Origin of the sequence: Methylobacterium sp. Leaf94 (genome assembly GCF_001426045.1) — a bacterium.
Taxonomy (GTDB): Bacteria; Pseudomonadota; Alphaproteobacteria; order Rhizobiales; family Beijerinckiaceae; genus Methylobacterium.
In genome coordinates, this window is sequence record NZ_LMRM01000062.1 from 121,021 (window position 1) to 144,357 (window position 23,337).

Here is a 23,337-nt window from a genome sequence, read left to right on the forward strand (position 1 = left end):
GCCCGGCTCGGGCATGCCTCCGCCCGCGCGTGCACTCTGGCGCGCAAAGGTTTGCGAAGCGTGCAGGTGCCGGGAGGCCGGTGGCTCAGCCGCCGCGGCGGACGAAGAACCCGAGCGCCGCGCGGACGGTGGGACGCAGGAAGACAAGGGCGAGGGTGCCATAGGCCATCATGCCCAGGGTCACGCAGGCGACGAGGCCGAGTCGGTCGCCGAGGGCCGCGTTGATGGGCTCCTGCACTAGCAAGACCAGGGCCGCCATGGCGCCGGCGCAGGCCGTGGCGGGCAGCAGCACCCCGACGAGGCCCCCGTTGCTCACCGGCACGAAGCGCCCGGCCCGCGCGACGATCAGGGGTGAGAACAGGTAGGCCCGGACCACGTGGCCGATGACGAGGGCCGACAGGCCGAACGGTCCGGTGAGGATCGCCGTCACGGCCCCGATCCCGAACTGGGCGCCGGCGAGCTTCAGGGCGGTGCCGCTGCGGCCCAGCGCCGTGAAGATCATCCACAGCATGGAGGTCACGACGAATTCCGGCGCGAGCAGCGCCAGGATGCGCAGGACCGGCGCCGCGTCGTGCCACTGTTCGCCGAACAGGAACGGGATCACCGTCGGGGCCACCGCCGCCATACCGAAGAAGGCCGGCAGCGCCAGGAAGGCGGAGGTCCGGGTGAAGTCGTGGAAGGCGGCGGCGAGGTCGGCCGGTCGGTCCTGCAGGCGGGCATAGGTGGTCAGCGCAACCGCCGAGAACGGGATCACCGCGACCTGGCTCACGAGGTCGATGCAGCGCCAGGCGAGGCGCAGGTGGCCGACATCGGCGGTGGACAGGAAATAGGCGGCGATCACCTCCTGGCTGCGGATCGAGAAGACCAGCAGCAGGTTCGTGGAGAAGACCCGGGAGCCGAAGGCGATCTGGCGCCGGGCCGCCGCGAGATCCAGGCGCCGGGCCGGGACCCAGGGCATCGCCGCCCAGGTCAGGAGCGTGGTCGCGCCGGTGGCGACGAGGCGCTGGACCACGAGGCTCCAGACCCCGTAATCCGCGAGCGCCAGGGCCAGAGCGGCGGCGCCCCCGAGGAGGTTCGCGCCGAGCGCCCGGAGGGCAAGCTTGCGGAAGCCGAAGCTGCGCTGGAGCCGCGCCTCGTGGATCGCGCCCAGCGCCGAGATCACGAAGCAGGCGGAGAGCGCGCAGAGGGCGGGCCGCAGCTCGGGCAGGTCGAGCAGCCAGGCGATCGGCCAGGACAGGGCGACGAGGGCCGCAGCGTAGACGACGCTGGAGGCCAGGGTGACCCAGAAGGCGGTAGCGGCGAAGGCCTCCTCGAGATCGGCCCGCTGGACCACCGCGTCGGGCAGGCCGCCGCGGGCGACGATCTGCAGGATGTCGATGAACACGGCGGCGACGGCGACGAGCCCGAACTGGGCAGGCTCGATCAGCCGGGCCAGGACCAGGAACACCCCGAAGCTGAGGACGACGTTGCCGACGGAGGCCAGCGCCACCCAGCGGGCCGCCGCGAAGGAGCGGCCGGAGACGTCCGGCTCGTCGGTGACCCCGAGGGCGGCCGGGGCGGTGGCGGCCTGCCCCGGAAGCAGTGCGGTGGCGCTCACGCGCGGTCGGCCCGGCGCTCGTCCACAAGCTCGGCGTAGAGATCGAGATACTTCTCCGCCACGCGCTCGGAGGTCGATTCCCGGATGACGTGCTGGAAGCTGCGCTCGTCCGGCAGACCGACGCGGCCGCGGGCGATCACGGCCCGGATTCGGTCGGCAAGCTCGGCCTCGTTGCCCGGCGTGAACAGCCATTCGGCGTTGTTCTCGCCGATCAGCTCGGGGATGCCGCCCGAGGCCGCGCCGATCACCGGCACGCCCATGACGTAGGCCTCGTAGATCGTCCGCGGCGAGGGCTCGGCCCAGAACGAGGGCACGATGAGCACGTCGATCTCGCTGAGGAAGTCGGCGGGCTTGGCCCAGCCCACGAACTCGATCGGCAGCCCCTCGGCCTGCGCCGTGAAGCGGTCGATCGAGTCGTCCATCGCTTGGCCGGCCACGAGGCAGCGCCAGTCGCCGGGGCCCACCGCGCGGAATGCGTCGACGAGGGTGCCGACGCCCTTCTCGACGTTGATGCGGCCGAGATAGCCGAAGGTCATCGGCCGACCGGTGCGGTCGATCCGCCGCCGCGCCTCTGGGTCGCCGTCCGGCACCGTGCAGGAATAGTAGATGACCCGGCGGCGCTCCGGCGCGAGGTGGCGGAACAGGCCGTGCGTCACGTGGGTCTTCAGGATTTCGGTTCCGACGCTGACCACGGCGCCCACCGCCCGGTTGGTGATCTGCTTGGTGGCGTTCACCACCTTGCAGCCGAGGTGCCAGTGCGTACAGGGCTTGCCGTGCCGGAACATCGCGGCATTGCCGCAGATCAGGTCGTACTCGCAGACCGTGTGGACGATCGGAATGCCGCGCTTGGCCGCCTCCCGCCAGACCAGGGTGGAGACGTCGAGAAGCGAGTGGGTGTTGACGATGTCGGGCCGGAAATCGTCGAGGACGCGGCCGAACTCCGCGGCGATGGCGAAGTTCCACTGCTGCTTCAGCTTGGCCCAGGTGCGGCCGACCCGCGTCGCCTTCGGCCAGTCCTCCAGCCAGAAATCGTTGTTGTGGGCCATGCGGTAGACGGTGACGCCGTTGCGCACGATCTTGGGCTCGGCCTCCCGGGCGATGCAGGCCGCCGCCACCGTGTGGCCGGCCGTCACCAGCTCCTCGGCGAGATGCTCCACCGACCGCTCGGCGCCGCCAACGATGTAGGGCGGGTAGAGCGCGCTGAGATGTAGGATGCGCAGCGGCCCGGTGGCGGCGATCCGTGCGGCACTCTCCGCGCCGCGCACCGCGAGCGCCGGGGCGGCGGACGGGGCCAGCTGGGCGCGGGTGAGGCCCGGGGCCGTCATCGCGGCGGTGGCCATCTCGGACGCGGTCATCATGGAAGCGGTCATGGGCGACACTCGTCGAGACGCGGGGGCTCGGAGAAGGCCACCGGCGGGAGAGGATGGGGGGAGGTCGCGACGCCAGCGCGAACGGCGGCGTAGAGCTCGAGATAGGCGCCGGCGACGACGTCGGGGTCGGTGCCCGAGCGAACGGCTTCGGCGCGGGACAGGCCCTCGGGAAGGCGCTCCGGCGCCGCCACGACCCGCGCCATCGCGGCGGCCAGGGCGGACGCATCGCCGGGAGGGACGAGCCAGGGGCCGGCGCCGATTTGCTCGCCGATCCCGCCCACGGCGGTTCCGATCACCGGCACGGCGCGACCATAGGCTTCCGCCACCGTCCGGCCGAACGCCTCCGGCCAGACCGGCGGGACGACGAGACAGTCGATGGCGTCGAGGAAGGCATCCTTCTCGGCATACCCGACAAACGTTACCGGCAACCCCTCGGCCAGGGCGCGGTATCGCGCGAGCCCATCCGCAGCCCGGCCGGCGACGACGAGGCGCCACCCCTCGGGCGGCAGGTGGCGGCAGGCCGCCAGCAACACGTCGGTGCCCTTCGACGCCTCGATGCGGCCGAGGGAGCCGAAGACGACCGGATCGCCGGGCCTGCGCGGCGGACGAGCGGCGGGGCCACCGGAGGCGATCGGGTTCCAGATCACTCGGCGCAGCGAGTCGGGAATCTCCGCGAAGAACCCGGCCGCCAGGTGCCGGTCCAGGATGTCGGTGCCGACCGCCGCGACGGCGGAGACCGCGCGCTGGCAGCGGCGGTGCGGCTCGCCGTAGAGCCGACACTTCAGGTGCTGGCCGGCGCAGGCGCGTCCGTGCTTCGCCATCGCACCGTTGGTGCACAGGCTGGTGAAGTCGTGAAGCGTGTGGACAACCGGAATATCGAGGCGCCGGAGCATCGGCCAGACGGCCGGGGTGATCTCCGAGATCGAGTGGGTGTTGACGACATCGGGGGCGAAGGCGCGGACCGCCGCCTCCATCCGGATCACCGTCTTCCGGTTCCACTGCGTGGCGAGCTTGTAGCGGAGGCGGTCGAGGCGTCCGTGCTGCGGCCAGTCGAGGCTGTGGAAGGGCGTGCCATGGCCGGTCCGGTAGACGGTGACCCCGTCCTGGAGGGTCGGCGCCTCCACCCGGCGCGAGGCGCAGGCCACCGCCACGGCATGGCCGAGGCCGGCCTGGGTCCGGGCCAGGGTCTCCACCATCAGTTCGGCGCCGCCGACCTGCTCGGGGGCGTAGAGGGAGCTAAGGTGCAGGATGCGCATCCGAGGCCTCCCCGGCGGGCATTGGGCGGGCGGCGTCCCGCAAGGCCTCGAGCAGCACGCTCTCGTAGCGCCGGGCGGTCTCGGCCCAGTCGTAGCGTCGGGCATTGGCGTGGCCCCGCGCGATCAGGTCGGCGCGCAGGTCGGGCTCGTGCAGGAGGCGGCGCAGGGCCGCGGCGAGCGCAGCGGGATCGGCGGGATCGAAGGTGAGCGCACCATTCCCGGCGATCTCGGGCGTCGCCGAGCGGTCCGAGCACAGCACCGGGCAGCCCAGGGTCTGCGCCTCCAGCACCGGCAGGCAGAATCCTTCGGCAAAGGAGGGTACGCACAGGCACAGGGCGTCCCGGTAGAGAGCGGCGAGGCGATCCTCGCCGATGCGCGACAGGCGCGTCAGCCGCACCGGCGCCCCCGCCAGGGCCGCCGCGATGGTCTCTTGCGCGTCCTCGCCGACATGGACGATGGCAAGGTCGGGATGGGTTTGGGAGAGCGCCGCGGCCGCATGCGCCAGGGCGGCGAAGTTCTTGTTGTGGGTGGCGTTGCCCACCGCCAGAACGTAGGCGCCCCGCGCGGTTTCGGGCGCGATGCCGCCCGTCGCCGACGCATCGAGCATGGCCGCCGAGGGCACGCTCCGGACGCGCTCGCGCAGGGAGGGGTAGAACTGCCCGAGGCTGTCCCGGGTGGTGTCCGAGACCGCGATCACCCGGGCGCTGTTGCCGAGGACCAGCCGGAAGATCAGGTCCGTCGTGAGCGCCTCGCGCCACCCGGTGCAGTCCGGGATGGTTCGGAAGTAGAGGTCGTGCACGACGGTGACGCGGGCCAGGCCGCCGAAGGCCGCACCGTAGGGATCGGCGTTCAAGACCAGGTCGATCCCTTCCGCCCGGCACAGGGCCGGGACGGTGACGGCCTGGCGCAGGACGTCGAGGATCATCAGGCGCGGGCGCGGCACGGTCACGACCGCGACCCGGTCGCGAATCGCCTCGGGCAGCTGCGCGCGGGTCCAGGGCGAGCGCAGGACGACGGTGATGGTGCCCCGGTCGAGCAGCCCGGCGATCACCCGGAAGGCGACCAACGCCACGCCGGACGGGCGGCCGCCATGCTGGCTCGGCATGTTGACGAGGACGCGGGTCATCGTGGCTCGGCGGCTCCGGATGGGGGGATTGTCCGTCAGCGTCACGGGCGAGCGGCGGCCTGGCGGATCAGGTCGGCGAGGTCGTCCTGCATCCGGGTGGCGCCGTAGCGGGCGAGGGCCCGCTCGCGAGCCAGGCGAGTGCGCTCCGCGAAGGCCTCCGGGCGATCCAGGATCTCGGCGAGGGCGGCGGCGATGCGGTCGGGGCGACGGGGCGGTACGAGGGTGCCGAGGGCGCCGCCGTCGAGGATCTCGCTGGAAGCGCCGGCATCAGTGGCGACCACTGGCACGCCGGCCAGCATCGCCTCGACGAGGGTCCGGCCGAACGGCTCGGGGTCCACGGAGGGATGAACGACCGCATCGACGGCCTGCATCAGGCGAGGCACGTCGCTGCGCTGGCCCAGGAACAGGACCCGGTCGGCGACGCCGCGGGCCGCCGCGAGGTCGCGCAGGCCCGCCGCGTAGGCATCCTCCCCGAACAGGGCCGAGCCCACCACGACGCAGCGCAGGCCCGGCACCTCGGCCAGCGCCTCGATCACGACGTCCTGCCCTTTCCAGGGCGCGAGACGGCTGAACACACCGACGAGAGGTCCGGCGGGCAGGCCGAGTTCCGTGCGCAGTTCGGCCACGGGGCGCGGGTCGAGGATCAGATCGAGGCCGTTCGGCACCACCGTCACCCGGTCCCGGCGTCCGCCCGCCTGCACGAACGCCTCGGCCGCGGCCCGCGAGGGGACGATGACGCACGCCGCGCAGGCATTGGCGAGCCGGGCCTGCACGATCCGCTGCGCCGGGCCGAAATGGGCGCCGTCGAGGATGTCGTGCAGGTGCCAGACCAGAGGGCGGCCGACGAGACGGGCCGGCAGGGCCGCGAGCAGGAAGGCCTTCTGCGAATTGGCATAGACCACGTCGCAGCCGCGCGCGGCCCGGGCGAGGTCCCGCGCCAAACGGGCGAGGCTGCCGAGCACCGGAAGGGCGCGCCAGGGGGAGACGTCCCGGCGCAGGCCGGAGAGGTCGGCGCCCGGCGCTGCGAGCCGGATCGTCAGGCCGGCCTCCCGCAGGGCGTCGGCGAGGGGGCCGCCCTCGAACAGGAAGGCCTGGGAGCCGGGCCAGGCCCGCACGACGTCCCGCAGAACGAGCTCGGCGCCGGACATGGTGCCGGTGTGGCTGACGAACAGCACCCGGGGCTGGGCCGCCCGCGCCTCCACCAGATGCGCGGTGCGCGCCCGCTCGGAACCGGTCGCGGTCGAGAGCGTCCCGGCCATCAGGCGGCTCCCGTACGATGCGGCAAGGACAGGGGCATGGCCTCGTAGGCCGGCTGGCCGCCGGGCTTGACCATCGTCATGGCGATGCCGAGGACGGCGCCGCCGGCCTGACGCAGGCTCGTCACGGTCTCGATCGTATCGGACAGCTGCGAGCGGCCCGCACGGGTGCAGCAGAGCACGCCGTCCACGTGGCGGGCGAGCATGCAAGCATCCATCAGCAGGCTGGTCGGCGGACTGTCGAGGAGCACGAGGTCGTAGCGCCGGCTCCAACGCAGGAGGTTCGCCATGCGGTGGTTCATCAGAAGCTCGGTCGAGTCCGGCGTCGGAACGCCGGCCGGGATGACGTCGAATCCGTCCTTGGCGATGACGGCCGCCGCCGCGTCGATCTCGCCGCGCAGGATGCCGGCGAGGCCGGGACTGCGGCCCAGACCGAGGGAGGCCTCGAAGTTGGGCCGGCGCAGGTCGCACTCGATCACCAGGACACGGCGACCGCTCGCGGCACTGAGGCCGGCAATGGCGAAGGTCGTGAAGGACTTGCCCTCGCGCGGCTTGCCCGAGGTCACCAGCACCGTGCGCGAGCCGTCGCCGCCCGCCAGGAACAGGTGGGCGTGGAGGGTCCGCAGCACGTTCCGCATGCCAGGATCCGCCTGCGCCCGCTGCAGGGCCTCGGCCAGCGGCAGTTCGCGGCGCCGGTCGGAAAGGCGGCCCATCAGGCCGCCGGCAGCCAGGCAGGGCAGCTGGGCGAAGACCGGGGCGCCGGTGCCGGCCACCAGCTGGGCGGGCGTGCGGACCCGGCGGTCGGCGAGATCGCGCAGGAGGGCGGCGCCGGCGGCGAGCACGGTCGCCAGTACGACGGCCCCGACCAGGAACGGGACGGGCTTGGGCGAGAACGCCTCCTGGGGCACTTCGGCGAGGCTGACCAAGCGAGTGCTGCCGGTGAGGATGCGGCGCTCGGTCTCCAGCTCGCTCGCCCGCTTCACGAGGTCGGCATAGCGGGCGCGCTTGATCTCCGCATTGCGGACCATGCCCTCGATCGAGGCCTCGTCGTCCATGGCAGCGGCCGCCTCGGACTTGGCGGCGTCCATCTGGGCGCGGAGGGAGCGGGCCAGGCTGTTCGAGGCCTCGTAGGTCTTGCGCAGGCCATCGGCGACGTTGGCGAGTTCCCGGTCGATCCGGGCGCGCAGGCTGGCCTGCTCGGTCTGCAGGGCGCGAACGGTCGGGTGGTTCGGGCCAAGCAGAGTGCTCTGGTTGGCGAGCTGCGCACTGACGCCGCTGATCTGCTGCTTGAGGTCGCCTACGGCGCGGCTGGCGAGCACCGCCGGGGCGCTGTCGGAGCCGCGTCGACGGTCGGCCTCGATCTCCTTCAGGCGTGCAGCGGCATCCGCCTTGGCGGCCTCGGCGGCCGCGAGCTGCTGGCTGATCCCGGTGAGGCGCTCGGCGCTGATCGGACCGGTCGCACCCTTCACGAGGCCTTTACGGCGGCGGAAGGCCTGGATGCGCGCCTCGTCGTCGCGGATCGAGGCGTCGAGCTGCTTGATCTCGGTGAACAGCCAGTCGGTGGCCGCCTTGCGGCTCGAGGCCTGCGCGTTGCGCTGGTCTTCCAGAAAGGCGTTGATGAGCGCGTTGGTCATCGTCTGCGCCACCTCGGGCAGCGGCGACTTGTAGCCGATGGCGATGACGCGGGAGCGGCCGGCGCTGCCGACCATGTAGCGCTTCTGCAGATACTCCACGAGCGCGTCGCGGTCCGCGCCGAGCTTGGCGCAGACGGCATCCTTCTTCTCCGTGATCCGGTCGGGATGCCCACGGGTGACGGTCTCGCGGCATTCGGACATCACCGCCTCGGCGAGGCCGCTCTCGGCGGCGAGACGCATGAGGCGGGGCGAGCGGATCACCAGGATCTGGCTCTCCAGATCGGCCGGATCGCCGAGCTTCTGAATCCAGGCCATCGAGGCGTTGCTGGCGCCCGGCTCCGGCTCGGCCACGATGACGGACCCGGTCGCCACGTACTGGGCGGGTGTGCGCAACAGGATGGCCACCGCGAGCCCGAGGACGGCGACGAAGACGGTCACGAACAGGACGCGGCGGCGCCAGATCTTGAGGAGGGGCGCCATGAGCGCGCCGCCGCGCTCGCGGTCCTGCTCGGGTACGCGCCCGGCGGCCGGCGCGCGGTCGGGCATGTCGAGGGTGAGGAGGGACATACGCGCCGCTCCTCAGGACACGGCTTCGAAGCGGGGAACGGCCTCGAGCCGGGAGAGGGTGCGCAGGCGTGGCTCGCAGGCGGCGCGATGCATCGTGAGCTGTTCGTCGACGAAGCGCGAGAAGCGGATGCGGAACAGATCGGAGGAGAACGGCTCCGCCTGGTTCCGGCAGGCCTCGCGGGTGAAGCTGTCCTCCTGGCGGATGAAGTCGCAGACGCAGGACGCGATGGCATCGGGCTCGGGCGTGTCGAAGAACAGGCCCGTGCGGTTCGGCCCACGGACCTGCACGGTCTCGCGAGCGCCGCCGCGCCCGAGGGCGAGGACGGGCGTGCCCTCCGATTGGGCCTCCACAACGATGATCCCGAAATCCTCCTCCGCCGCGAAGACGAAGGCGCGGGCCGTGGCCATGAGACGGCGCAGCTCCTCGTCGGATACGAACCCCGCGAAGGTGACGTTCGGGGTCGCGATCGCCCTCAGCCGCTCGGCCTCCGGACCGGTGCCGGCGACCACGAGGTCGAGGCCGGGCAGCTGCGCGAAGGCACGCACCACGGCTTCGACGTTCTTGTAGGGCACGAGGCGGCTCGCCACCAGGAAGTGGTTCCCCCGCGGTCCGTCGTAGCGCTGGCTGGACAGGGTGACGGGCGGAGGGATCACCTCGGCGCCGCGGCCGTAGACCTTGTGGATCCGCCGCGCCACGAAACCGGAATTGGCGATGATCGCGTTCGGCCCGGGGGCGGTGCGGTAGTCCCACAGGCGCATCCGGTGGAGGATGAGCCGAGCGAGCAGGCCCTTGAGGCCGCTCGCGCAGCCGCTTTCCCGCAGATAGGTGTGCTGCAGATCCCAGGCGTAGCGCATGGGGGAGTGGACGTAGGACACGTGAAGCTGGTCCGGTCCGGTGAGTACGCCCTTGGCCACGGCGTAACTGCTCGAGATGACGAGGTCGTAGCTCGACAGGTCGAACTGCTCGATGGCGAGCGGCATCAGCGGCAGGTAGTGCCGGTGCCGCGTGCGCGCGAGGGGAAGGCGCTGGATGAAACTCGTGCGCGCCTGCGTGTAGCCGAGATAGGCCCGCGCGGACTCGGGCAGGAAGTCGAACAGGGTATAGATATGGGCCTGCGGATAGATCTTCAGCAGCTGGCGCAGCACCTGCTCGGCGCCTCCGACCACGTATAACCAGTCGTGAACGATCGCGATACGCATCCGAACCATCCTCGCCGGCCTGCCGGACACCGAGAGAACCTCCGCAGACGGACGGCATGACACCGACCCCTAAGAGCATTCTCTCTTCGAACTAAACTACTATGATAAACCCATGTACTGAAGTCATCTTACGCACGATCAGTACTTAGAGATAACAGTCTGCGGACGCTTTTATCGAAAATCAGCCTGCCCGTATTAGGGTTTTAGGAAGGATCAAGACAGACGGTGGTTTCGTATCGCGGCGTCCGTTCGTTCAGGAAGGAACCGCGCCGGGCAGCGGCCCAGGGCCCGGGCTCCGGTCGCACAACCGCCGCAGGGCGGCCCCGATGGGCCTTTCCACGCAGCGGAACAGCCATTCCCCGAGGAGCACGGAAGCGCTGAAGGCCAGGACGAAGACCAGGACGACGCGCAGGGGACCGGGAACCACCAGAACGGCCGCCACCTTGGCGCCGGCATGCAACATCAGATTGTGGATCAGGTAGAACGCGTAGCTGGCGTTCCCCTGGGAGAACAGCCACCTCGAGCGTAGGACGATGCCGCCCCGCTCCAGCAGAAGCAGCGCGCCGACGGCGAGCGCTGCGGCGCTCCCCCAGACAAGAGGGCGCAGGAACCCCGTCATCTCCAAATCGGCGCCGAGGGCGCCCGCCACCGCCTGCCCACCGAGGATGAGGGCGCCCGCGACCGCGAGCGCGCCGACGGCCGCCCGCCGGACCGGGAAGCCGGGCGAGGGCGCCCCGCAGCGGAGATAGGCGTAGCCCAGAGCCGCACCGGCCACGAATTCGAGCACGATCGGCTTCGTGTAATAGGCCCAGTAGAGGCCCGGTACCGGCGCCAGGCCGAGCAGGACCAGCGCACCGAAGGCGGCGGCCAGGCCGATCAACCGCGCGCGCAAGTCCGACACGAGCAGCAAGGCGGCGAAGCCGGCATAGAAGAACATCTCGTAGTTGAGCGTCCAGCCCACCGAATTGAGGGGCTCGACGTAGCCGCCCCGCGAGAACGGCAGGAACAGCAGTGACTGCACCACGTAATCCGGCCGCAGCTCGACGATGCCGATGGGTTTCAGTCCGGCAAGCGCGATCAGCGCCAGCCCGAGGGTGACGAGCCAGTAGAGGGGTACCACGCGAATCGCCCGACGGAGCAGGAACGAACCGGGGGTCTCGCTTCGCCCGGCCGTGCTCACGAACATGATGAAGCCGGACACGACGAAGAACACGTCCACGCCCGCCGCTCCGAACGCCATCACGTCGGGCCTCGGCAGGATGGGGCCCGCGTACAGTCCGAAATGCGTCAGGAAGACCGAATAGGCCGCCAGGGCGCGCAGGATCTGCAGGTTGTAGATCATCTCTCGCCGAAGGATCGTGTGCGTCCGCCGAACGGGAGCGGGCCCGGTCAACGCCTGATCGTCGAACCTGAGCGCGCGCCGGCCCGCAAAGTCACGTCATTCCAGGCATTATCCTGAATCGTTCCGCCTTTTGTCAATTATTGCGAGACTTTGTTTACCAAGCTATCAGGTGTTGTCGCTGACGCTGCGAATGCCGGTGAATTTCCGAGCCGGAGGATCTTGAGGGAAGCGCCTGTAAAGTCGCCTTCCTCTAGGATTGGCACGAAGATCGATCAGAAGACCGGCGCGCTGGGTGAGCATCGGAGCGTCGGCCGTCGACAAACCCGATCGCACACAACAGAGCCCGGTATTTACCATCGTGGCCCTTGTTGTTTGACAATTCAAATCGCCAGCCAATACATGTGCTATTGCTTAGAAAGGAGCCGTACCTTGGTCACCTCCCAGGACATCCGCGAGATCCTCGCGACCAATGAGGTGCTCGCGCCGGTCGCCGAACAGATCGGCGACGACGACAGCCTGTTCGATCGAGGCCTCGACTCGTTCGGCTCGGTCCAGCTGATGCTGGCCCTCGAGGAGCGGTTCGGCATCGAGTTCCCGGACGAGTTCCTGACCCGCAAGTCCTTCGCGTCGATCGCTGCGATCCGCGAGACCGTGGCCACCGTCCTCCATCCGCAGGCCGCATGAGTACCCTGGCCCAGCGCGCGCAGCGGGCAGCGACGATCGCGGCGCTCCATGCCGACGCCGTCGACCGAGACGGCCGCTTCCCCCTGGAAGCGGTCACGGCCCTCAAGGCGGAGCGCCTGTTGGGCCTGCAGATCCCGAGCCAGTTCGCCGGCGAAGGGGCCGGGCTGAGAGAGATCGCGGACCTGTGCTGCACGCTTGGGCAAGCGTGCAGCAGTGCCGCGATGGTGTTCGCGATGCACCACATCAAGGTCGCGAGCCTCGTGGCCCACGGCCTGGACAGCGCGTGGCATTGTCACCTGATGGAGCGGATCGCCCAGGAGCAGCTCCTCGTCGCCTCCTCGACCACGGAGGCCGGGATCGGCGGCGACCTGCGCACCAGCTTCTGCGCCGTCGAGACCACCGGAGGCGTCTTCGCCCTCGGCAAAGACGCCTCCGTGATCTCCTACGGGACGCAGGCCGACCTGATCCTCGCCACTGCCCGGCGCCACCCGGAGGCCGCGGGCTCCGACCAAGTGCTGGTGGCACTGTTCGCCGACCAGGTCTCCCTGGAGCGCAAGAGCGTGTGGGACACTCTCGGCATGCGCGGCACCTGCAGCGACGGCTTCCGCCTGGAGGCCCGGAACATTCCCGTCGAGCAGATCCTGCCCAAGCCCTTCGCGGAGATTGCGGCCCAGTCGATGCTGGCCTCCTCGCACCTCCTGTGGAGCAGCGTCTGGTTCGGCATCGCCAATTCCGCTGTCGACCGCGCCCGCACCTTCGTGCAGGCCGAGGCCCGGCGCCAGCCGGGGCAGGTGCCGCCGACGGCCCTGCGCCTCGCGGAAGTCTCGAACGCCCTCCAGGCGATGCGGGCCGCCATCGTGTCGGCGCTGCGCCGCTACGAGGACGCGCAGGGAGACGTCGACACCATCGGGTCGATCGGCTTCTCCGTCATGCTGAACAACTTGAAGACGACCGCCTCCGAGATGGCCGTCGACATCGTGCAGCGCGCCCTCTCGATCGTCGGCCTCGCCGGCTACCAGAACGGCACGCCCTTCAGCCTCGGCCGGCCACTGCGCGACGTCCTGTCGGCGCCGCTGATGATCGGAAACGACCGCATCCTCGCCAACACCGCCAAGCTTCTGCTCGTGCAGAAGGGCGGCGGCCAGCTCATGAGCGCGTGATGGACTCGACCTTCTCTCCCCGGGCAGAGTCCCGCGCCGCCGAAATCTTCGACGAGGCCCCGGACGGCGTCCCGAGCTTCCTCGACCGCCTGTTCGACCAGGGCCTCCTGGTACGCACCGGCGTCGACGGCCTCTACGGCCGCAGCGGCGCCTTCGAGAGCGTCGTCGATGCCCTCGAGCGCCTGATCAGCCGCCTCGGCGCGGCGGACGGGGCGGAGGTGATGCGCTTTCCCCCCGGCATGAGCCGGCCAGCCTTCGAGCGCAGCGGCTACCTCAAGGGTTTCCCGAATCTCGCCGGCACCATTCACAGCTTCTGCGGCAACGAGGCGGAGCATGCCGAGCTTCTCGCCTGCGTCGAAGCCCGGAGCGACTGGACCGGTCACCAGCAGGCGACGGACATCGTGCTCACCCCCGCAGCCTGCTACCCCCTCTACCCGGCCGCCGCAGCGCGCGGCCGCCTGCCCGAAGAGGGCGGCCTGTTCGACCTGCAATCGTACTGTTTCCGGCGCGAGCCTAGCCTGGAGCCGACCCGGATGCAGCTCTTCCGGATGCGCGAATACGTGCGCATGGGCAGCCCCGAGCAGGTGCTGGCCTTCCGTGAATCCTGGCTCGCCCGCGGCACCGAGATGATCCGCAGCCTCCTGCTGCCGCTGGCGATCGACGTCGCCAACGATCCGTTTTTCGGCCGGGCCGGGCGGATGCTCGCCAACAACCAGCGCCAGCAGAACCTGAAGTTCGAGCTGAACGTGCCGGTGAACAGCGTCGAGAAGCCGACCGCCTGCCTCAGCTTCAACTACCATCAGGACCATTTCGGAACGACCTGGAACCTGCGCCAAGCCGACGGCAGCGTCGCGCACACTGCCTGCGTCGGCTTCGGCCTGGAACGGATCACCCTGGCGCTCCTGCGCCATCACGGCCTGGACCTTGCCGCCTGGCCGGATGCCGTGCACATCACTCTGTGGGGCTGATCCGGTGACCGCCGCACGCCTCCGGCCGGCGCAGGGGCTCGCCCCCGAGACGCCCTACGCGCCGCACCTGCTCCATGCGGCCGACCGCAACTGGCCGGAAACGAACTGCTACGTCGATCTCTGGATCGAACTCCTGCACGGGCGCGGCCTCGTGCCGGAGGCGATGCTGGGCTTCACCCTGCGGCAGGATTTCGAGGGCGACCAGTTCACGTTCTTCAAGCCGCCGGCGGCCGATCTCGAGCGGCTCTACGGGATCGAGGTGCTGGAGCTCGCGGTCTACGACACCCTCGAAGCGCAGGCCCTGATCCAGGTCCAACAGGGCCGCCCGGTGCTGGTGGAAGTGGACGCGATCCACCTGCCCGATACTTCCGGCACCACCTACGGCCGGGAGCACGGCAAGACCACGATCGGTATCCTGGCCCTCGACCCCGAAACCCGGGAGCTCGACTACCTTCACAATGCCGGTCGCTTCCGGCTCTCCGGCGACAATTACCACGGCATCTTCGGACCTGCCGTGCTGCCGCCCTACGCGGAGTTCGTGAAGGCGGTCGCGTCCCCCATGAGCCCGGCCGACCTGCCGGGCGCCGCCCTCGACCTGCTACGGCGCCACCGTACGCGGGCGCCGGCGCACAATCCGGTCCTGGCGTTCCGCGACGCCCTCGCGCGGACGGCGCCTGCCCTGGTCCAGCGCCCCCTCGGGGTCTTTCACGCCTACGCCTTCAACACCACGCGCCAGCTCGGAGCGAATTTCGAGATGCTCGCGAGCCATCTCGCCTGGCTCGAAGCGGCAGCTGCGGGGCCTTTCGCTCCAGCCTCGGACGCGGCCGCGCGCCTCGCCGTCGAGGCCAAGGCCTTCCAGTTCCAGCTTGCACGGGCCTTCCACCGCCGCAGTGCCGACGGTCTCGCGCCGCGTCTCGACCGGCTCGCGGCCACCTACGCGGACGTGTTCGCAGCCCTCGACCGCGCGCTCGATCGATAGGGGCGGAGCGTGGCCAGGATCCGGTCCATCGACGGTGTGGTACCGCAGGCCGTGGACGGCCCCTGGCGGCTCGCCCTGACGCCGCCCGGCGCCTGGGCCGGCCCGGGCGACCTGTCGGAGGCGGCGGACTGGATCCCCGCCCCGGTGCCCGGCACCGTCGCCGCGGCCCTGCGGGACGCCGGAGGCTGGTCGGAGTCGGCACCGACGCCGATTCATGACCAGGACGTCTGGTACCGGACCCGGCTGACCCAAAGCGGTCCCGTGCGCCTGCGCTTCGAGGGCTTGGCGACCCTCGCCGAGGTGTGGCTCGACGGCATGCCCGTGCTGGTCTCCCGCTCGATGTTCGAGGCCTACGCCGTCGAGGCCGATCTCCGGCCGGGGGCCGAGCTCGGCCTCTGCTTCCGGTCGCTCAAGACGGAGCTCGACCGCCCGGGCAAACGCGGGCGCTGGCGCCCCCGCATGATCACGCCGGGCTCCCTGCGCCACGTCCGAACGAGCCACCTCGGCTTCATGCCGGGCTGGTGCCCGGACATCGACCTCGTAGGTCCCTACCGCCCGATCACGGTGGAGCCCTTGCGCCGCGGCCTGGCGGAAGCCGACCTGCGGGCCACCTATGACGGCGACGTGGGCCGGCTGTCCGCGCGCCTGCGGATCGACGGCCATCCCGCATCGGTCACGCTGCATTGCGCCGGGCGCGCGGTCACCCTGACGGAATCCGAGCCCGATCTGTTCACCGGAACCCTGGCGCTGCCCGGCGTGGCGCCCTGGTGGCCCCATACCCACGGCACGCCCCACCTCCATCCCGTGCGCGTGGAAATCGACGGCACGACGGTCGATCTCGGCCGGACGGGCTTTCGCAGCCTGTCGCTGGCACGACCCTTCGCGGAGGGCCTGGCGCTCGCCGTCAACGGCGTGCCGGTGTTCTGTCGGGGTGCCAACTGGACCCCCCCGGACCTCGTCGGCCTCGGCACCGAGGATGGCGCCATCCTCGTCGACCTTGCGCGCGAGGCCGGCATGAACATGCTGCGCGTTTCCGGCGCCACCCTCTATCCCTCGCCCAAGTTCTACGACCTTTGCGACGCCGCCGGCATCCTCGTCTGGCAGGACCTGATGCTGGCGAATTTCGATTATCCACACGACGCCGCCGGCTTTGCCGCCAGCCTCGACCGGGAAGTGTCGGGGATCCTCGAGCGGACTCAGCTCGCACCCTGCCTCGCCGTGATCTGCGGCGGCAGCGAAGTCTGGCAGCAAGCGGCCATGCTCGGGGCGCCGCGGACGGTTTGGGCCGACGCCTTCTGCACCGAGACGCTGCCGGGGCTCGTCGCCGGCACCCGTCCCGACCTCGTGGTGGTACCGAACTCGCCCTCGGGCGGCGACCTACCGTTCTCGCCGAGCGCGGGCTGTACCCACTATTACGGCGTCGGTGCCTATCGCCGCCCTCTGGAGGATGCGCGCCGGGCCGAGGTGGGATTCGCCAGCGAATGCCTCGCTTTCGCCAACCCGCCTGAACCGGCGACGCTCGGGCAGATGGGGCCCGCCGATCCGCTCTGGGCTCGCGGCATCCCCCGCGACCGGGGCGCCGACTGGGATTTCGAGCAGGTGCGCGACCACTATGTCGCCCTGCTCTACGGGGTCGATCCCGCCGCCCTGCGCGCCGCCGATCCCGAGCGCTACCTCGAACTCGGCCGCGCCGCCGTGGCCGAGGTGATGGAGGCGACCTTCGCCGAGTGGCGCCGGGCGCGCTCGCCGACTGCCGGCGGCCTCGTCTGGTTCCTGCGTGACCTCGAGCCGGGCACCGGCTGGGGCGTGATCGACTGGACCCAAACCCCGAAATCCGGCTGGTACGCCTTGAAGCGCGCCTTCCGCCCGGTGCAGGTCACCCTGTCGGACGAGGGCCTGAGCGGTCTCCACCTCCATGTCCACAACGAGACCGCCGGGCCGGTCGACCTGCGCTTGGGGCTGATCTTCGCGGATCGCACCGGCAAAGTCGCGGCCCGGGCCGAACGCGGGATCACGGTCGACCCGCGCGCCTCGCTGACCCTCTCCTCCGACGAGATGCTCGGCCGCTTCTTCGATGCCACCGACAGCTACCGCTTCGGCCCCCGCATCCACGACCTCGCGCATGCCCGTCTCACCGATGCGGACGGCGCGGTCGTCGCCGAAAGCTTCCACTTTCCGGGCCCCCTGCCGGTCACTCCCGAGGCGATCGGCCTGCGGGTCGAACCCGTGGCCGGTGCATCCGTACCGACCCTGCGCATCGGAACCGACCATCTCGCCCTCGGGGTGAGCGTGCGGAGCTCCGCGGCGCGGCCCTGCGACAGCGGCTTCCACCTGGCACCGGGGACAGAGCGGCTGGTTCGCTTCCCCGGGTGCCATCGGCTCCCGCAGGGCGCGGTCGCGGCCCTCAACAGCAGCGAAAGCGTGAGGTTCGGTCATGACGCGTGAGGTCCGCCCCGAGCACGAGACGCACGCGGCGCCCGACGCCGCCATGCCCGTGACCTTCGACGACCTGTTCGGATGGGTCCACCCGGCCGCGGGCCGGCGCGGCGTGCTCCTGTGCGGCGCCTGTGGGTTCGAGCAGATGGCCGCCCATCGCCCCTGGCGCGCCCTGGCGGATCGACTCGCCGGGGCCGGCTGCCCGACCCTGCGGTTCGACTATCCGGGGGAGGGCAACTCCGGCGATCCCGGCGAGGTGCGGGTTTCGGCCAACGTCGCGGCGATCCGCCGGGCGATGCGCTTCCTGCGCGAGACGACCGGCGTCACGGAGATCGTCCTCGTCGGCCTGCGCCTCGGCGCCAACCTGGCCCTGCTGGCGGCCCGGGAGGAGAGCGTCGACCGCCTGGTCCTGCTGGCACCGGCCGCGACCGGACGCGCCTATCTCCGCGAGATGCGGCTTCGCGCCCGGACGGTGGGCGGCGTCGCGGAGGGCGCGGCCCCGAAGGCGGATCCGGACGGCCTGTCGGTCGGGGGCTTTCGCATGGATGCAGCCTTCCTGACCGATGTCGGCGCCCTCGACGCCGGCGCGATCACCCGCGCGCCGGCCCCGCGAACCCTGCTTCTCGCACCGGAGACCCGGACGCTGGCGGGACGGCTGACGGCGCGCGGCAGCGCCGTCGAGACGGGGCCGCTGCCGGGCCTTCCGCTTCTCGTCGGCGACCCGATCTTCGCCGAGGTCCCGGAGGCGGATTTCAATCGGATCACCGCCTTCGCAACGGACGGCGTCACCATCGCCGGTCCGGCCATTCCCCTGGATCTCGGCCCGGCGCACCTCGTCGGCCCCGGCTGGTCCGAGGCGCCCGCCCGGTTCCAGCCGGACCTGTTCGGCATCAGCTGTACGCCCCGGCGGCAGGATCCGGGTGCGCCGACGGTGGTGTTCGTCTCCACCGGCATGACCGTGCATTCGGGGTGGGGCCGGCAGACCACCACGCTCGCCCGCAGGCTCGCGGTGGACGGCATTCCGTCCTTCCGCTTCGACCTCGCGGGCATCGGCGACAGCGGCGGCCGGTCGGACGGTCGCAGGCCGCCCTACGCCCCCGACGGTTTCGCGGATGTGGGCCGTGCCCTCGATCACCTCGCCGAGGTCCGAGGCCCCATCGTCCTCATGGGCAATTGCAGCGGCGCCCATGCGGCGTTCCAGGCCCTCTGCCGCGACGCCCGGGTCGATGGGGCGCTCCTGATCAACCCCTACTGCTTCGACTGGGACCCGGATCAGGACGTCGACGCCGTGATCCGCCAGACGTTCGGCAGCACCGGCACCTATGCGGCGCTGCTCAAGCGGGGCGCGACCTGGCGGCGGCTCCTGCGCGGCGAGATCCACGTGCGGGCGATCGGCGCGACCCTGGCCAAGCGCGGCCTCGATGCGGCCGTCCGGCGGCTGCGGCGCCTCGTGAACCCGATCTCCCCCGGCGGCTCCGTCGCCCGACGGGTGGCGCGGCTGCGGCGACGGGGCGCCGAGATCCGCCTGGTCTACAGCGCCGGCGACCCCGGGCTCGCCGCCCTCCACCGCTATCTCGGCCGCGCGCCCGGTCGGGCCGATCGGCACCTCGGCGCGCCGGTGGCGATCGTGCCCGAAGTCGACCACAACTTCAGCTCGGCCACGGCGCAGGCCCTGCTCGGGCATCACCTGCGCGACCTCCTGACGGCGGTTCAGGAGGCCCGGGCGACCCGCACGGAAGCGCACAAACCCGTCGAGACCGATTCCCGGGCCACCGTTCTGGCGAGCCTGGCGTGAGCGAGCTCACCCGCCGGGCGACCCTGGCCCTTGGGGCGGGGGCCTTCGCATCGCGGATCGAGGCCGCACCCGCGCCGGCGCACCGCTGCGAGGACCTGATCGACGCCATCGGCATCAACGTGCATCTCGGCCATGGCGGCTCGCCCTACGTCGCGCGCTTTTCCGACTGTGCCGCCGCCCTCGACGACCTCGGCGTGCGCCACCTGCGCGACGACATCGTCCTCGTCGGCACGGAGCCGGCCGGGCAGTTCGAGCGGATCGCGGGGCTCGCCCGCCGGGGCTACCGCTTCAGCCTGGTCTTCTATGACGGCCTGACCCCCGGTCCGCGCGTGCCGCCGGAGCGCTTCGCCGAGATCGCCGATTGGGCCGACGACGGGCTCGTCGTCGTGGAGGGCGGCAACGAGCCGCCGGTGGCCGCGCGTCCGGGCCTTGCCCGCCTGTCCGCGGAGCATCAGGCGGCGCTGTTCCGCGCGGTGCGGGACGCCCCGCGGCACCGAACCGTCCGGGTGGCCGGGCCGAGCTACATCCAGGCCAACATCGCCGCCGCGGAGAACCTGTCCGCCTCGGTCGATCTCGCCAACGTCCACGCCTATCCGGGGCTGGAGCATCCCGAAACCCGAGGGGCGGGCAGTCTCGGCGGTTTCCTCGCGGCCGTCCGGCCGGTCTTCGGCACCGCGCCGGTCATCGTCACCGAGACCGGCTATCACACGGCGCTGGCCACCCGGAGCGCCCACCTGCCGGTCTCGGAAGCTCTCCGCGCCCGCTACCTGCCGCGCCTCCTCCTGTGGAGCTACCTGCAGGGCGTACGCCGGACCTATCTCTACGAGCTGATCTCCGCGTTCGATGGGGGCGATGCCGATCCGGAGAGCCGGTTCGGACTGATCGCCCATGACGGCACGCCGAGCGCGTCCTTCGCCGCCGTTCGGAGCCTGATCCGCCTGTTCGGCGGCCGCGCGGAGGACGCGACGGCGTCCCGAGACCGCATCGGGGTCGTGCTGCCGGTCGATGTGCCCGATCTGGTGGCGACGAGTTTCCAGCGGGCGGACGGCGCCCTGCTGGTGCCGGTCTGGCTCGGGCTCGACGGCTGGGACCGCAACGCCCGGGCGCCGCGCCCGGACAGCGCGCCGCGCCCCGTGGCGCTCCATCTTTCGAGCCCGCCCCGGCGGTTGCGCCTGCACCGCTTCGGCGACGACGGCGTCGTCAGCGTCACGGGACTGGCACCGATGCAGGTCCCCACGGTGGCGGCCACCGACCGCCTCGCCGTCCTCGAGATCTGGTAGCCCGCCGGTCCTAGAGGGCCGGTTCGTCGAGGAACTGGACGCCGATCTCACCCGGCTTGCGCCACGCGACCCGGGCCGGGCGGCGCTCGCCCTGCAGCTCCAGCAGCAGCGTGAAGCGGTCGGGAATGCCGACCACGCTGGCGACCCGGAGACGGGCGCCGGACGCGGAGCGGTTGCGCAGCGTGCAGTCGATCACGCCGCCACCCTGCAACGCGATCTTGCCTGTCAGCAACGTGCGGGAGCGGGGCTCGGATCGTCTCTCTTCCATCGGGGGTGCCATGTGGTTGTGGTCGAGGCGAAGGTAGAGTCCCAGTGGTTACGACTCGGTATCCACGATCCGCCGGGCGGATCGTCAGCGGAATTGCACACCGATCATTTCGTCGGTGCGCCAGACGACGTGGCAGAGCTTGATCCCGTCCAGCGGTGGCGCCGTCAGCAGGAAGGGACTCGGCACCCGGGCGGCATCCGGTAAGGTGATCCTGACCCCGCCCAGGGAGACATCATGGACCAGGCAGGCGATCTCGGTGTGTTCGTCGAGAGTGATGCTGCCGGTCTCATCGGACAGGATCCGGGGTTCGGCGCGGCGGTCTTGCATGGGACGGATCTCGAGACAGATCGGACAGCCCAGATTCGGCGGCCCGCGCCAAGGACGGCCTAACCGGGTCGCTCAAATTGCCCGCATTCCCGAGAAAAGTCGGGGCCGGAAACCGCGCAGCGTATACGCCGAGGGTCGCGACGAGGTCGCGCCCCGCGCCAACGCCCCCGGATGACAGCTGCGCGTGGGACACAACCCTCGGCTGGAACCGCCGGGTGCGGCATCCGGTTCGGCAGGGGACAACCGGAGCCGAGCGCCATGAAGATCGTCACCGTCGCGGACCTCATCGTCGACACCCTGGACCAGGCGGGCGTCCAGCGGATCTACGGCATCGTCGGGGACAGCCTGAACGCGCTGACCGAGTCGCTGCGGGCCCGGGGCACCATCGACTGGGTCCATGTCCGCCACGAGGAGGTGGCGGCCTTCGCGGCGGGGGCCGACAGCCAGCTCTCGGGCAAGCTCGCGGTCTGCGCCGGGTCCTGCGGGCCGGGCCATGTCCACCTGATCAACGGGCTCTACGATTGCCACCGCACCCGCACTCCGGTGCTGGCCATCGCGGCCCATATCCCGTCGTCCGAGATCGGCTCGGGCTACTTCCAGGAGACGCATCCGGGCGAGCTGTTCCGCGAGTGCAGCCACTACTGCGAGATGGTGGGCGACGCCTCCCAGCTGCCGCAGGTGCTGGAGAACGCCATGCGGGCGGCGATCGGCCTCTCCGGCGTCGCCGTGGTCATCATCCCCGGCGACGTCGCCCTGATGGACGCGCCCACCCGCGGCGTCGCCCCCAATGCGGGGCTGATCCCGCCCAGGCCCGTGGTGCGCCCGGCCGAGCCCGAGCTCGACGCGCTCGCGGCGCTGCTGAACGGCTCGGAGCGGATCACCCTGCTGTGCGGACGCGGCTGCGCCGGGGCCCATGCCGAGCTGCTCCAACTGGCCGAGGCCCTGAAGAGTCCGATCGTGCATGCCCTCGGCGGCAAGGACATGGTCGAGTACGACAACCCCTACGACGTCGGCATGACCGGGCTGATCGGCTTCTCGTCGGGCTATGCCGCGATGATGTCCTGCGACACCCTGCTGATGCTCGGCACCGACTTCCCCTACCGCCAGTTCTACCCGCAGGACGCGACGATCGCGCAGGTCGACATCCGCCCCGGCCAGCTCGGGCGCCGGTGCAAGCTCGACCTCGGCCTCGTCGGCCACGTGGACGACACCCTCCGGGCCCTCCTGCCGAAGCTCACCGTCAAGACCGAGCGCAAGCATCTCGACGCCGCCCTGAAGCACTACGCCAAGGCGCGCGAGGACCTCGACGACCTCGCCACCGGCGCGCCCGCCAAGGGCTGGTTCGGCCTGAAATCGGCAAAGCCGCCGATCCACCCGCAATACCTGACGAAGCTGGTGAGCGAGGCGGCCGACGACGATGCGGTGTTCACGGCCGATGTCGGCACCCCGACGATCTGGGCGGCGCGCTACCTGAAGATGAACGGCCGGCGCCGGCTGATCGGCTCCTGGGTCCACGGCTCGATGGCCAACGCCATGGCGCAGGGCATCGGCGCGCAATCGGCCTATCCCGACCGGCAGGTGGTGTCGCTCTCGGGCGACGGCGGCTTCACCATGCTGATGGGCGACCTCCTCACCCTGCGCCAGCAGAAGCTGCCCCTGAAGATCGTGGTCTACAACAACGGCACCCTCGGCTTCGTCGAGCTGGAGATGAAGGCCGCCGGCTACATCGAGACGGGCGTGTCCCTCGACAACCCGGACTTCGCCGCCATGGCCCGCGGCGCCGGCATCCATGCCGTCCGGGTCGAGGACCCGGCCGAACTCGAGGACGCCGTGCGCGCGGTGATGGCCCATCCGGGCCCGGCTCTCCTCGACTGCGTGGTGGCCCGCCAGGAACTCTCGATGCCCCCGAAGATCGACGGCAAGCAGGTGAAGGGCTTCAGCCTCTACGTCCTGCGGGCGGTGATGAGCGGGCGCGGGGATTCGGTCCTCGACCTGGCGAAGACGAACCTCCTGCGCTGAGGGCGGAGGGCCGCCCGGGCGGCCCATCCTCACCGCAAGCGCCGCTCGGGCGGCCGGGGTCTCCCAGCCGCCC

Annotated in this window: 18 protein-coding genes; 8 read left to right on the forward strand and 10 right to left on the reverse strand. The window is 71.1% G+C overall.

The features are described from left to right. Positions 1–85 precede the first annotated feature (85 nt). The 8 genes from ASG63_RS21625 to ASG63_RS21660 form a co-directional block, all read right to left on the reverse strand. On the reverse strand, positions 86–1,597 hold the full coding sequence (locus tag ASG63_RS21625) for a lipopolysaccharide biosynthesis protein (RefSeq protein WP_056221587.1): 1,512 nt from the start codon (positions 1,595–1,597) through the stop codon (positions 86–88). Next, positions 1,594–2,967, reverse strand: a complete 1,374-nt coding sequence (locus ASG63_RS21630) for a glycosyltransferase family 4 protein (RefSeq protein WP_244472595.1) — start codon at positions 2,965–2,967, stop codon at positions 1,594–1,596. The genes ASG63_RS21625 and ASG63_RS21630 overlap by 4 nt, the downstream gene beginning before the upstream one ends. Then, a complete protein-coding gene (locus ASG63_RS21635) occupies positions 2,964–4,223 on the reverse strand; it encodes a glycosyltransferase family 4 protein (RefSeq protein ID WP_056221590.1) in 1,260 nt (419 codons plus the stop codon). Before ASG63_RS21635 ends, ASG63_RS21630 begins: the two co-directional genes overlap by 4 nt. Then, positions 4,204–5,349 (reverse strand): glycosyltransferase family 4 protein, encoded by a 1,146-nt coding sequence (locus ASG63_RS21640; RefSeq protein WP_056221593.1) that lies wholly within the window; start codon positions 5,347–5,349, stop codon positions 4,204–4,206. Before ASG63_RS21640 ends, ASG63_RS21635 begins: the two co-directional genes overlap by 20 nt. Before the next feature lie 41 nt (positions 5,350–5,390). Then, entirely contained in the window at positions 5,391–6,497 is a 1,107-nt protein-coding gene (locus ASG63_RS21645; protein WP_056221802.1) for a glycosyltransferase family 4 protein, read from the reverse strand. Positions 6,498–6,607: 110 nt separating this feature from the next. Then, positions 6,608–8,806: a GumC family protein gene (locus ASG63_RS21650; protein ID WP_056221596.1), complete on the reverse strand. Its 2,199-nt coding sequence runs from the start codon at positions 8,804–8,806 to the stop codon at positions 6,608–6,610. Positions 8,807–8,818: 12 nt separating this feature from the next. Further along, positions 8,819–10,006, reverse strand: a complete 1,188-nt coding sequence (locus ASG63_RS21655; RefSeq protein WP_056221601.1) for a glycosyltransferase — start codon at positions 10,004–10,006, stop codon at positions 8,819–8,821. 253 nt (positions 10,007–10,259) lie between these two features. Further along, positions 10,260–11,348, reverse strand: a complete 1,089-nt coding sequence (locus ASG63_RS21660) for an acyltransferase family protein (RefSeq protein WP_056221604.1) — start codon at positions 11,346–11,348, stop codon at positions 10,260–10,262. A 429-nt stretch (positions 11,349–11,777) separates the two neighbouring features. Between ASG63_RS21660 and ASG63_RS21665 the strand changes: the two genes are divergently transcribed. From ASG63_RS21665 to ASG63_RS21695, 7 genes are read left to right on the forward strand one after another with little or no spacing between them, the layout of a single operon-like run. Continuing rightward, positions 11,778–12,032, forward strand: a complete 255-nt coding sequence (locus ASG63_RS21665) for an acyl carrier protein (RefSeq protein WP_244472596.1) — start codon at positions 11,778–11,780, stop codon at positions 12,030–12,032. Continuing rightward, a complete protein-coding gene (locus ASG63_RS21670) occupies positions 12,029–13,192 on the forward strand; it encodes an acyl-CoA dehydrogenase family protein (protein ID WP_056221610.1) in 1,164 nt (387 codons plus the stop codon). The genes ASG63_RS21665 and ASG63_RS21670 overlap by 4 nt, the downstream gene beginning before the upstream one ends. Continuing rightward, positions 13,192–14,160: an amino acid--[acyl-carrier-protein] ligase gene (locus ASG63_RS21675; RefSeq protein ID WP_082559452.1), complete on the forward strand. Its 969-nt coding sequence runs from the start codon at positions 13,192–13,194 to the stop codon at positions 14,158–14,160. The genes ASG63_RS21670 and ASG63_RS21675 overlap by 1 nt, the downstream gene beginning before the upstream one ends. Positions 14,161–14,164: 4 nt before the next feature. Further along, entirely contained in the window at positions 14,165–15,139 is a 975-nt protein-coding gene (locus ASG63_RS21680) for a DUF1839 family protein (RefSeq protein WP_056221613.1), read from the forward strand. Positions 15,140–15,148: 9 nt separating this feature from the next. Further along, complete coding sequence (locus tag ASG63_RS21685; RefSeq protein WP_056221616.1) at positions 15,149–17,584, forward strand: glycosyl hydrolase 2 galactose-binding domain-containing protein; 2,436 nt, start codon at positions 15,149–15,151, stop codon at positions 17,582–17,584. Further along, positions 17,574–19,370, forward strand: a complete 1,797-nt coding sequence (locus ASG63_RS21690) for an alpha/beta fold hydrolase (RefSeq protein ID WP_056221619.1) — start codon at positions 17,574–17,576, stop codon at positions 19,368–19,370. The genes ASG63_RS21685 and ASG63_RS21690 overlap by 11 nt, the downstream gene beginning before the upstream one ends. Beyond that, positions 19,367–20,650, forward strand: coding sequence for a hypothetical protein (locus tag ASG63_RS21695; RefSeq protein WP_056221622.1), 1,284 nt, complete (start codon positions 19,367–19,369; stop codon positions 20,648–20,650). Before ASG63_RS21690 ends, ASG63_RS21695 begins: the two co-directional genes overlap by 4 nt. A 10-nt stretch (positions 20,651–20,660) precedes the next feature. Here ASG63_RS21695 and ASG63_RS21700 read toward each other — a convergent pair whose 3' ends face one another. Both ASG63_RS21700 and ASG63_RS21705 read right to left on the reverse strand, forming a co-directional pair. After that, positions 20,661–20,930 carry a PilZ domain-containing protein gene (locus ASG63_RS21700; RefSeq protein ID WP_338011825.1) on the reverse strand — a complete coding sequence of 90 codons (270 nt, stop codon included), beginning with the start codon at positions 20,928–20,930 and terminating at the stop codon, positions 20,661–20,663. 72 nt (positions 20,931–21,002) lie between these two features. Continuing rightward, positions 21,003–21,245 (reverse strand): PilZ domain-containing protein, encoded by a 243-nt coding sequence (locus tag ASG63_RS21705; RefSeq protein WP_056221628.1) that lies wholly within the window; start codon positions 21,243–21,245, stop codon positions 21,003–21,005. Positions 21,246–21,503: 258 nt separating this feature from the next. Between ASG63_RS21705 and poxB the strand changes: the two genes are divergently transcribed. Continuing rightward, on the forward strand, positions 21,504–23,264 hold the full coding sequence (gene poxB / locus ASG63_RS21710; protein ID WP_056221631.1) for a ubiquinone-dependent pyruvate dehydrogenase: 1,761 nt from the start codon (positions 21,504–21,506) through the stop codon (positions 23,262–23,264). The last annotated feature ends 73 nt before the right edge of the window (positions 23,265–23,337 follow it).

What these genes read in the sequence shown, in the direction of transcription:
- ASG63_RS21630 (WP_244472595.1), bottom strand. Translation starts at nt 2,967, where the DNA reads ATGACCGCTTCCATGATGACCGCGTCCGAGATGGCCACCGCCGCGATG.
- ASG63_RS21635 (WP_056221590.1), bottom strand. Translation starts at nt 4,223, where the DNA reads ATGCGCATCCTGCACCTTAGCTCCCTCTACGCCCCCGAGCAGGTCGGC.
- ASG63_RS21640 (WP_056221593.1), bottom strand. Translation starts at nt 5,349, where the DNA reads ATGACCCGCGTCCTCGTCAACATGCCGAGCCAGCATGGCGGCCGCCCG.
- ASG63_RS21645 (WP_056221802.1), bottom strand. Translation starts at nt 6,497, where the DNA reads ATGTCCGGCGCCGAGCTCGTTCTGCGGGACGTCGTGCGGGCCTGGCCC.
- ASG63_RS21650 (WP_056221596.1), bottom strand. Translation starts at nt 8,806, where the DNA reads ATGTCCCTCCTCACCCTCGACATGCCCGACCGCGCGCCGGCCGCCGGG.
- ASG63_RS21655 (WP_056221601.1), bottom strand. Translation starts at nt 10,006, where the DNA reads ATGCGTATCGCGATCGTTCACGACTGGTTATACGTGGTCGGAGGCGCC.
- ASG63_RS21660 (WP_056221604.1), bottom strand. Translation starts at nt 11,348, where the DNA reads ATGATCTACAACCTGCAGATCCTGCGCGCCCTGGCGGCCTATTCGGTC.
- ASG63_RS21670 (WP_056221610.1), top strand. Translation starts at nt 12,029, where the DNA reads ATGAGTACCCTGGCCCAGCGCGCGCAGCGGGCAGCGACGATCGCGGCG.
- ASG63_RS21675 (WP_082559452.1), top strand. Translation starts at nt 13,192, where the DNA reads ATGGACTCGACCTTCTCTCCCCGGGCAGAGTCCCGCGCCGCCGAAATC.
- ASG63_RS21690 (WP_056221619.1), top strand. Translation starts at nt 17,574, where the DNA reads ATGACGCGTGAGGTCCGCCCCGAGCACGAGACGCACGCGGCGCCCGAC.
- ASG63_RS21700 (WP_338011825.1), bottom strand. Translation starts at nt 20,930, where the DNA reads ATGGCACCCCCGATGGAAGAGAGACGATCCGAGCCCCGCTCCCGCACG.
- ASG63_RS21705 (WP_056221628.1), bottom strand. Translation starts at nt 21,245, where the DNA reads ATGCAAGACCGCCGCGCCGAACCCCGGATCCTGTCCGATGAGACCGGC.
- poxB (WP_056221631.1), top strand. Translation starts at nt 21,504, where the DNA reads ATGAAGATCGTCACCGTCGCGGACCTCATCGTCGACACCCTGGACCAG.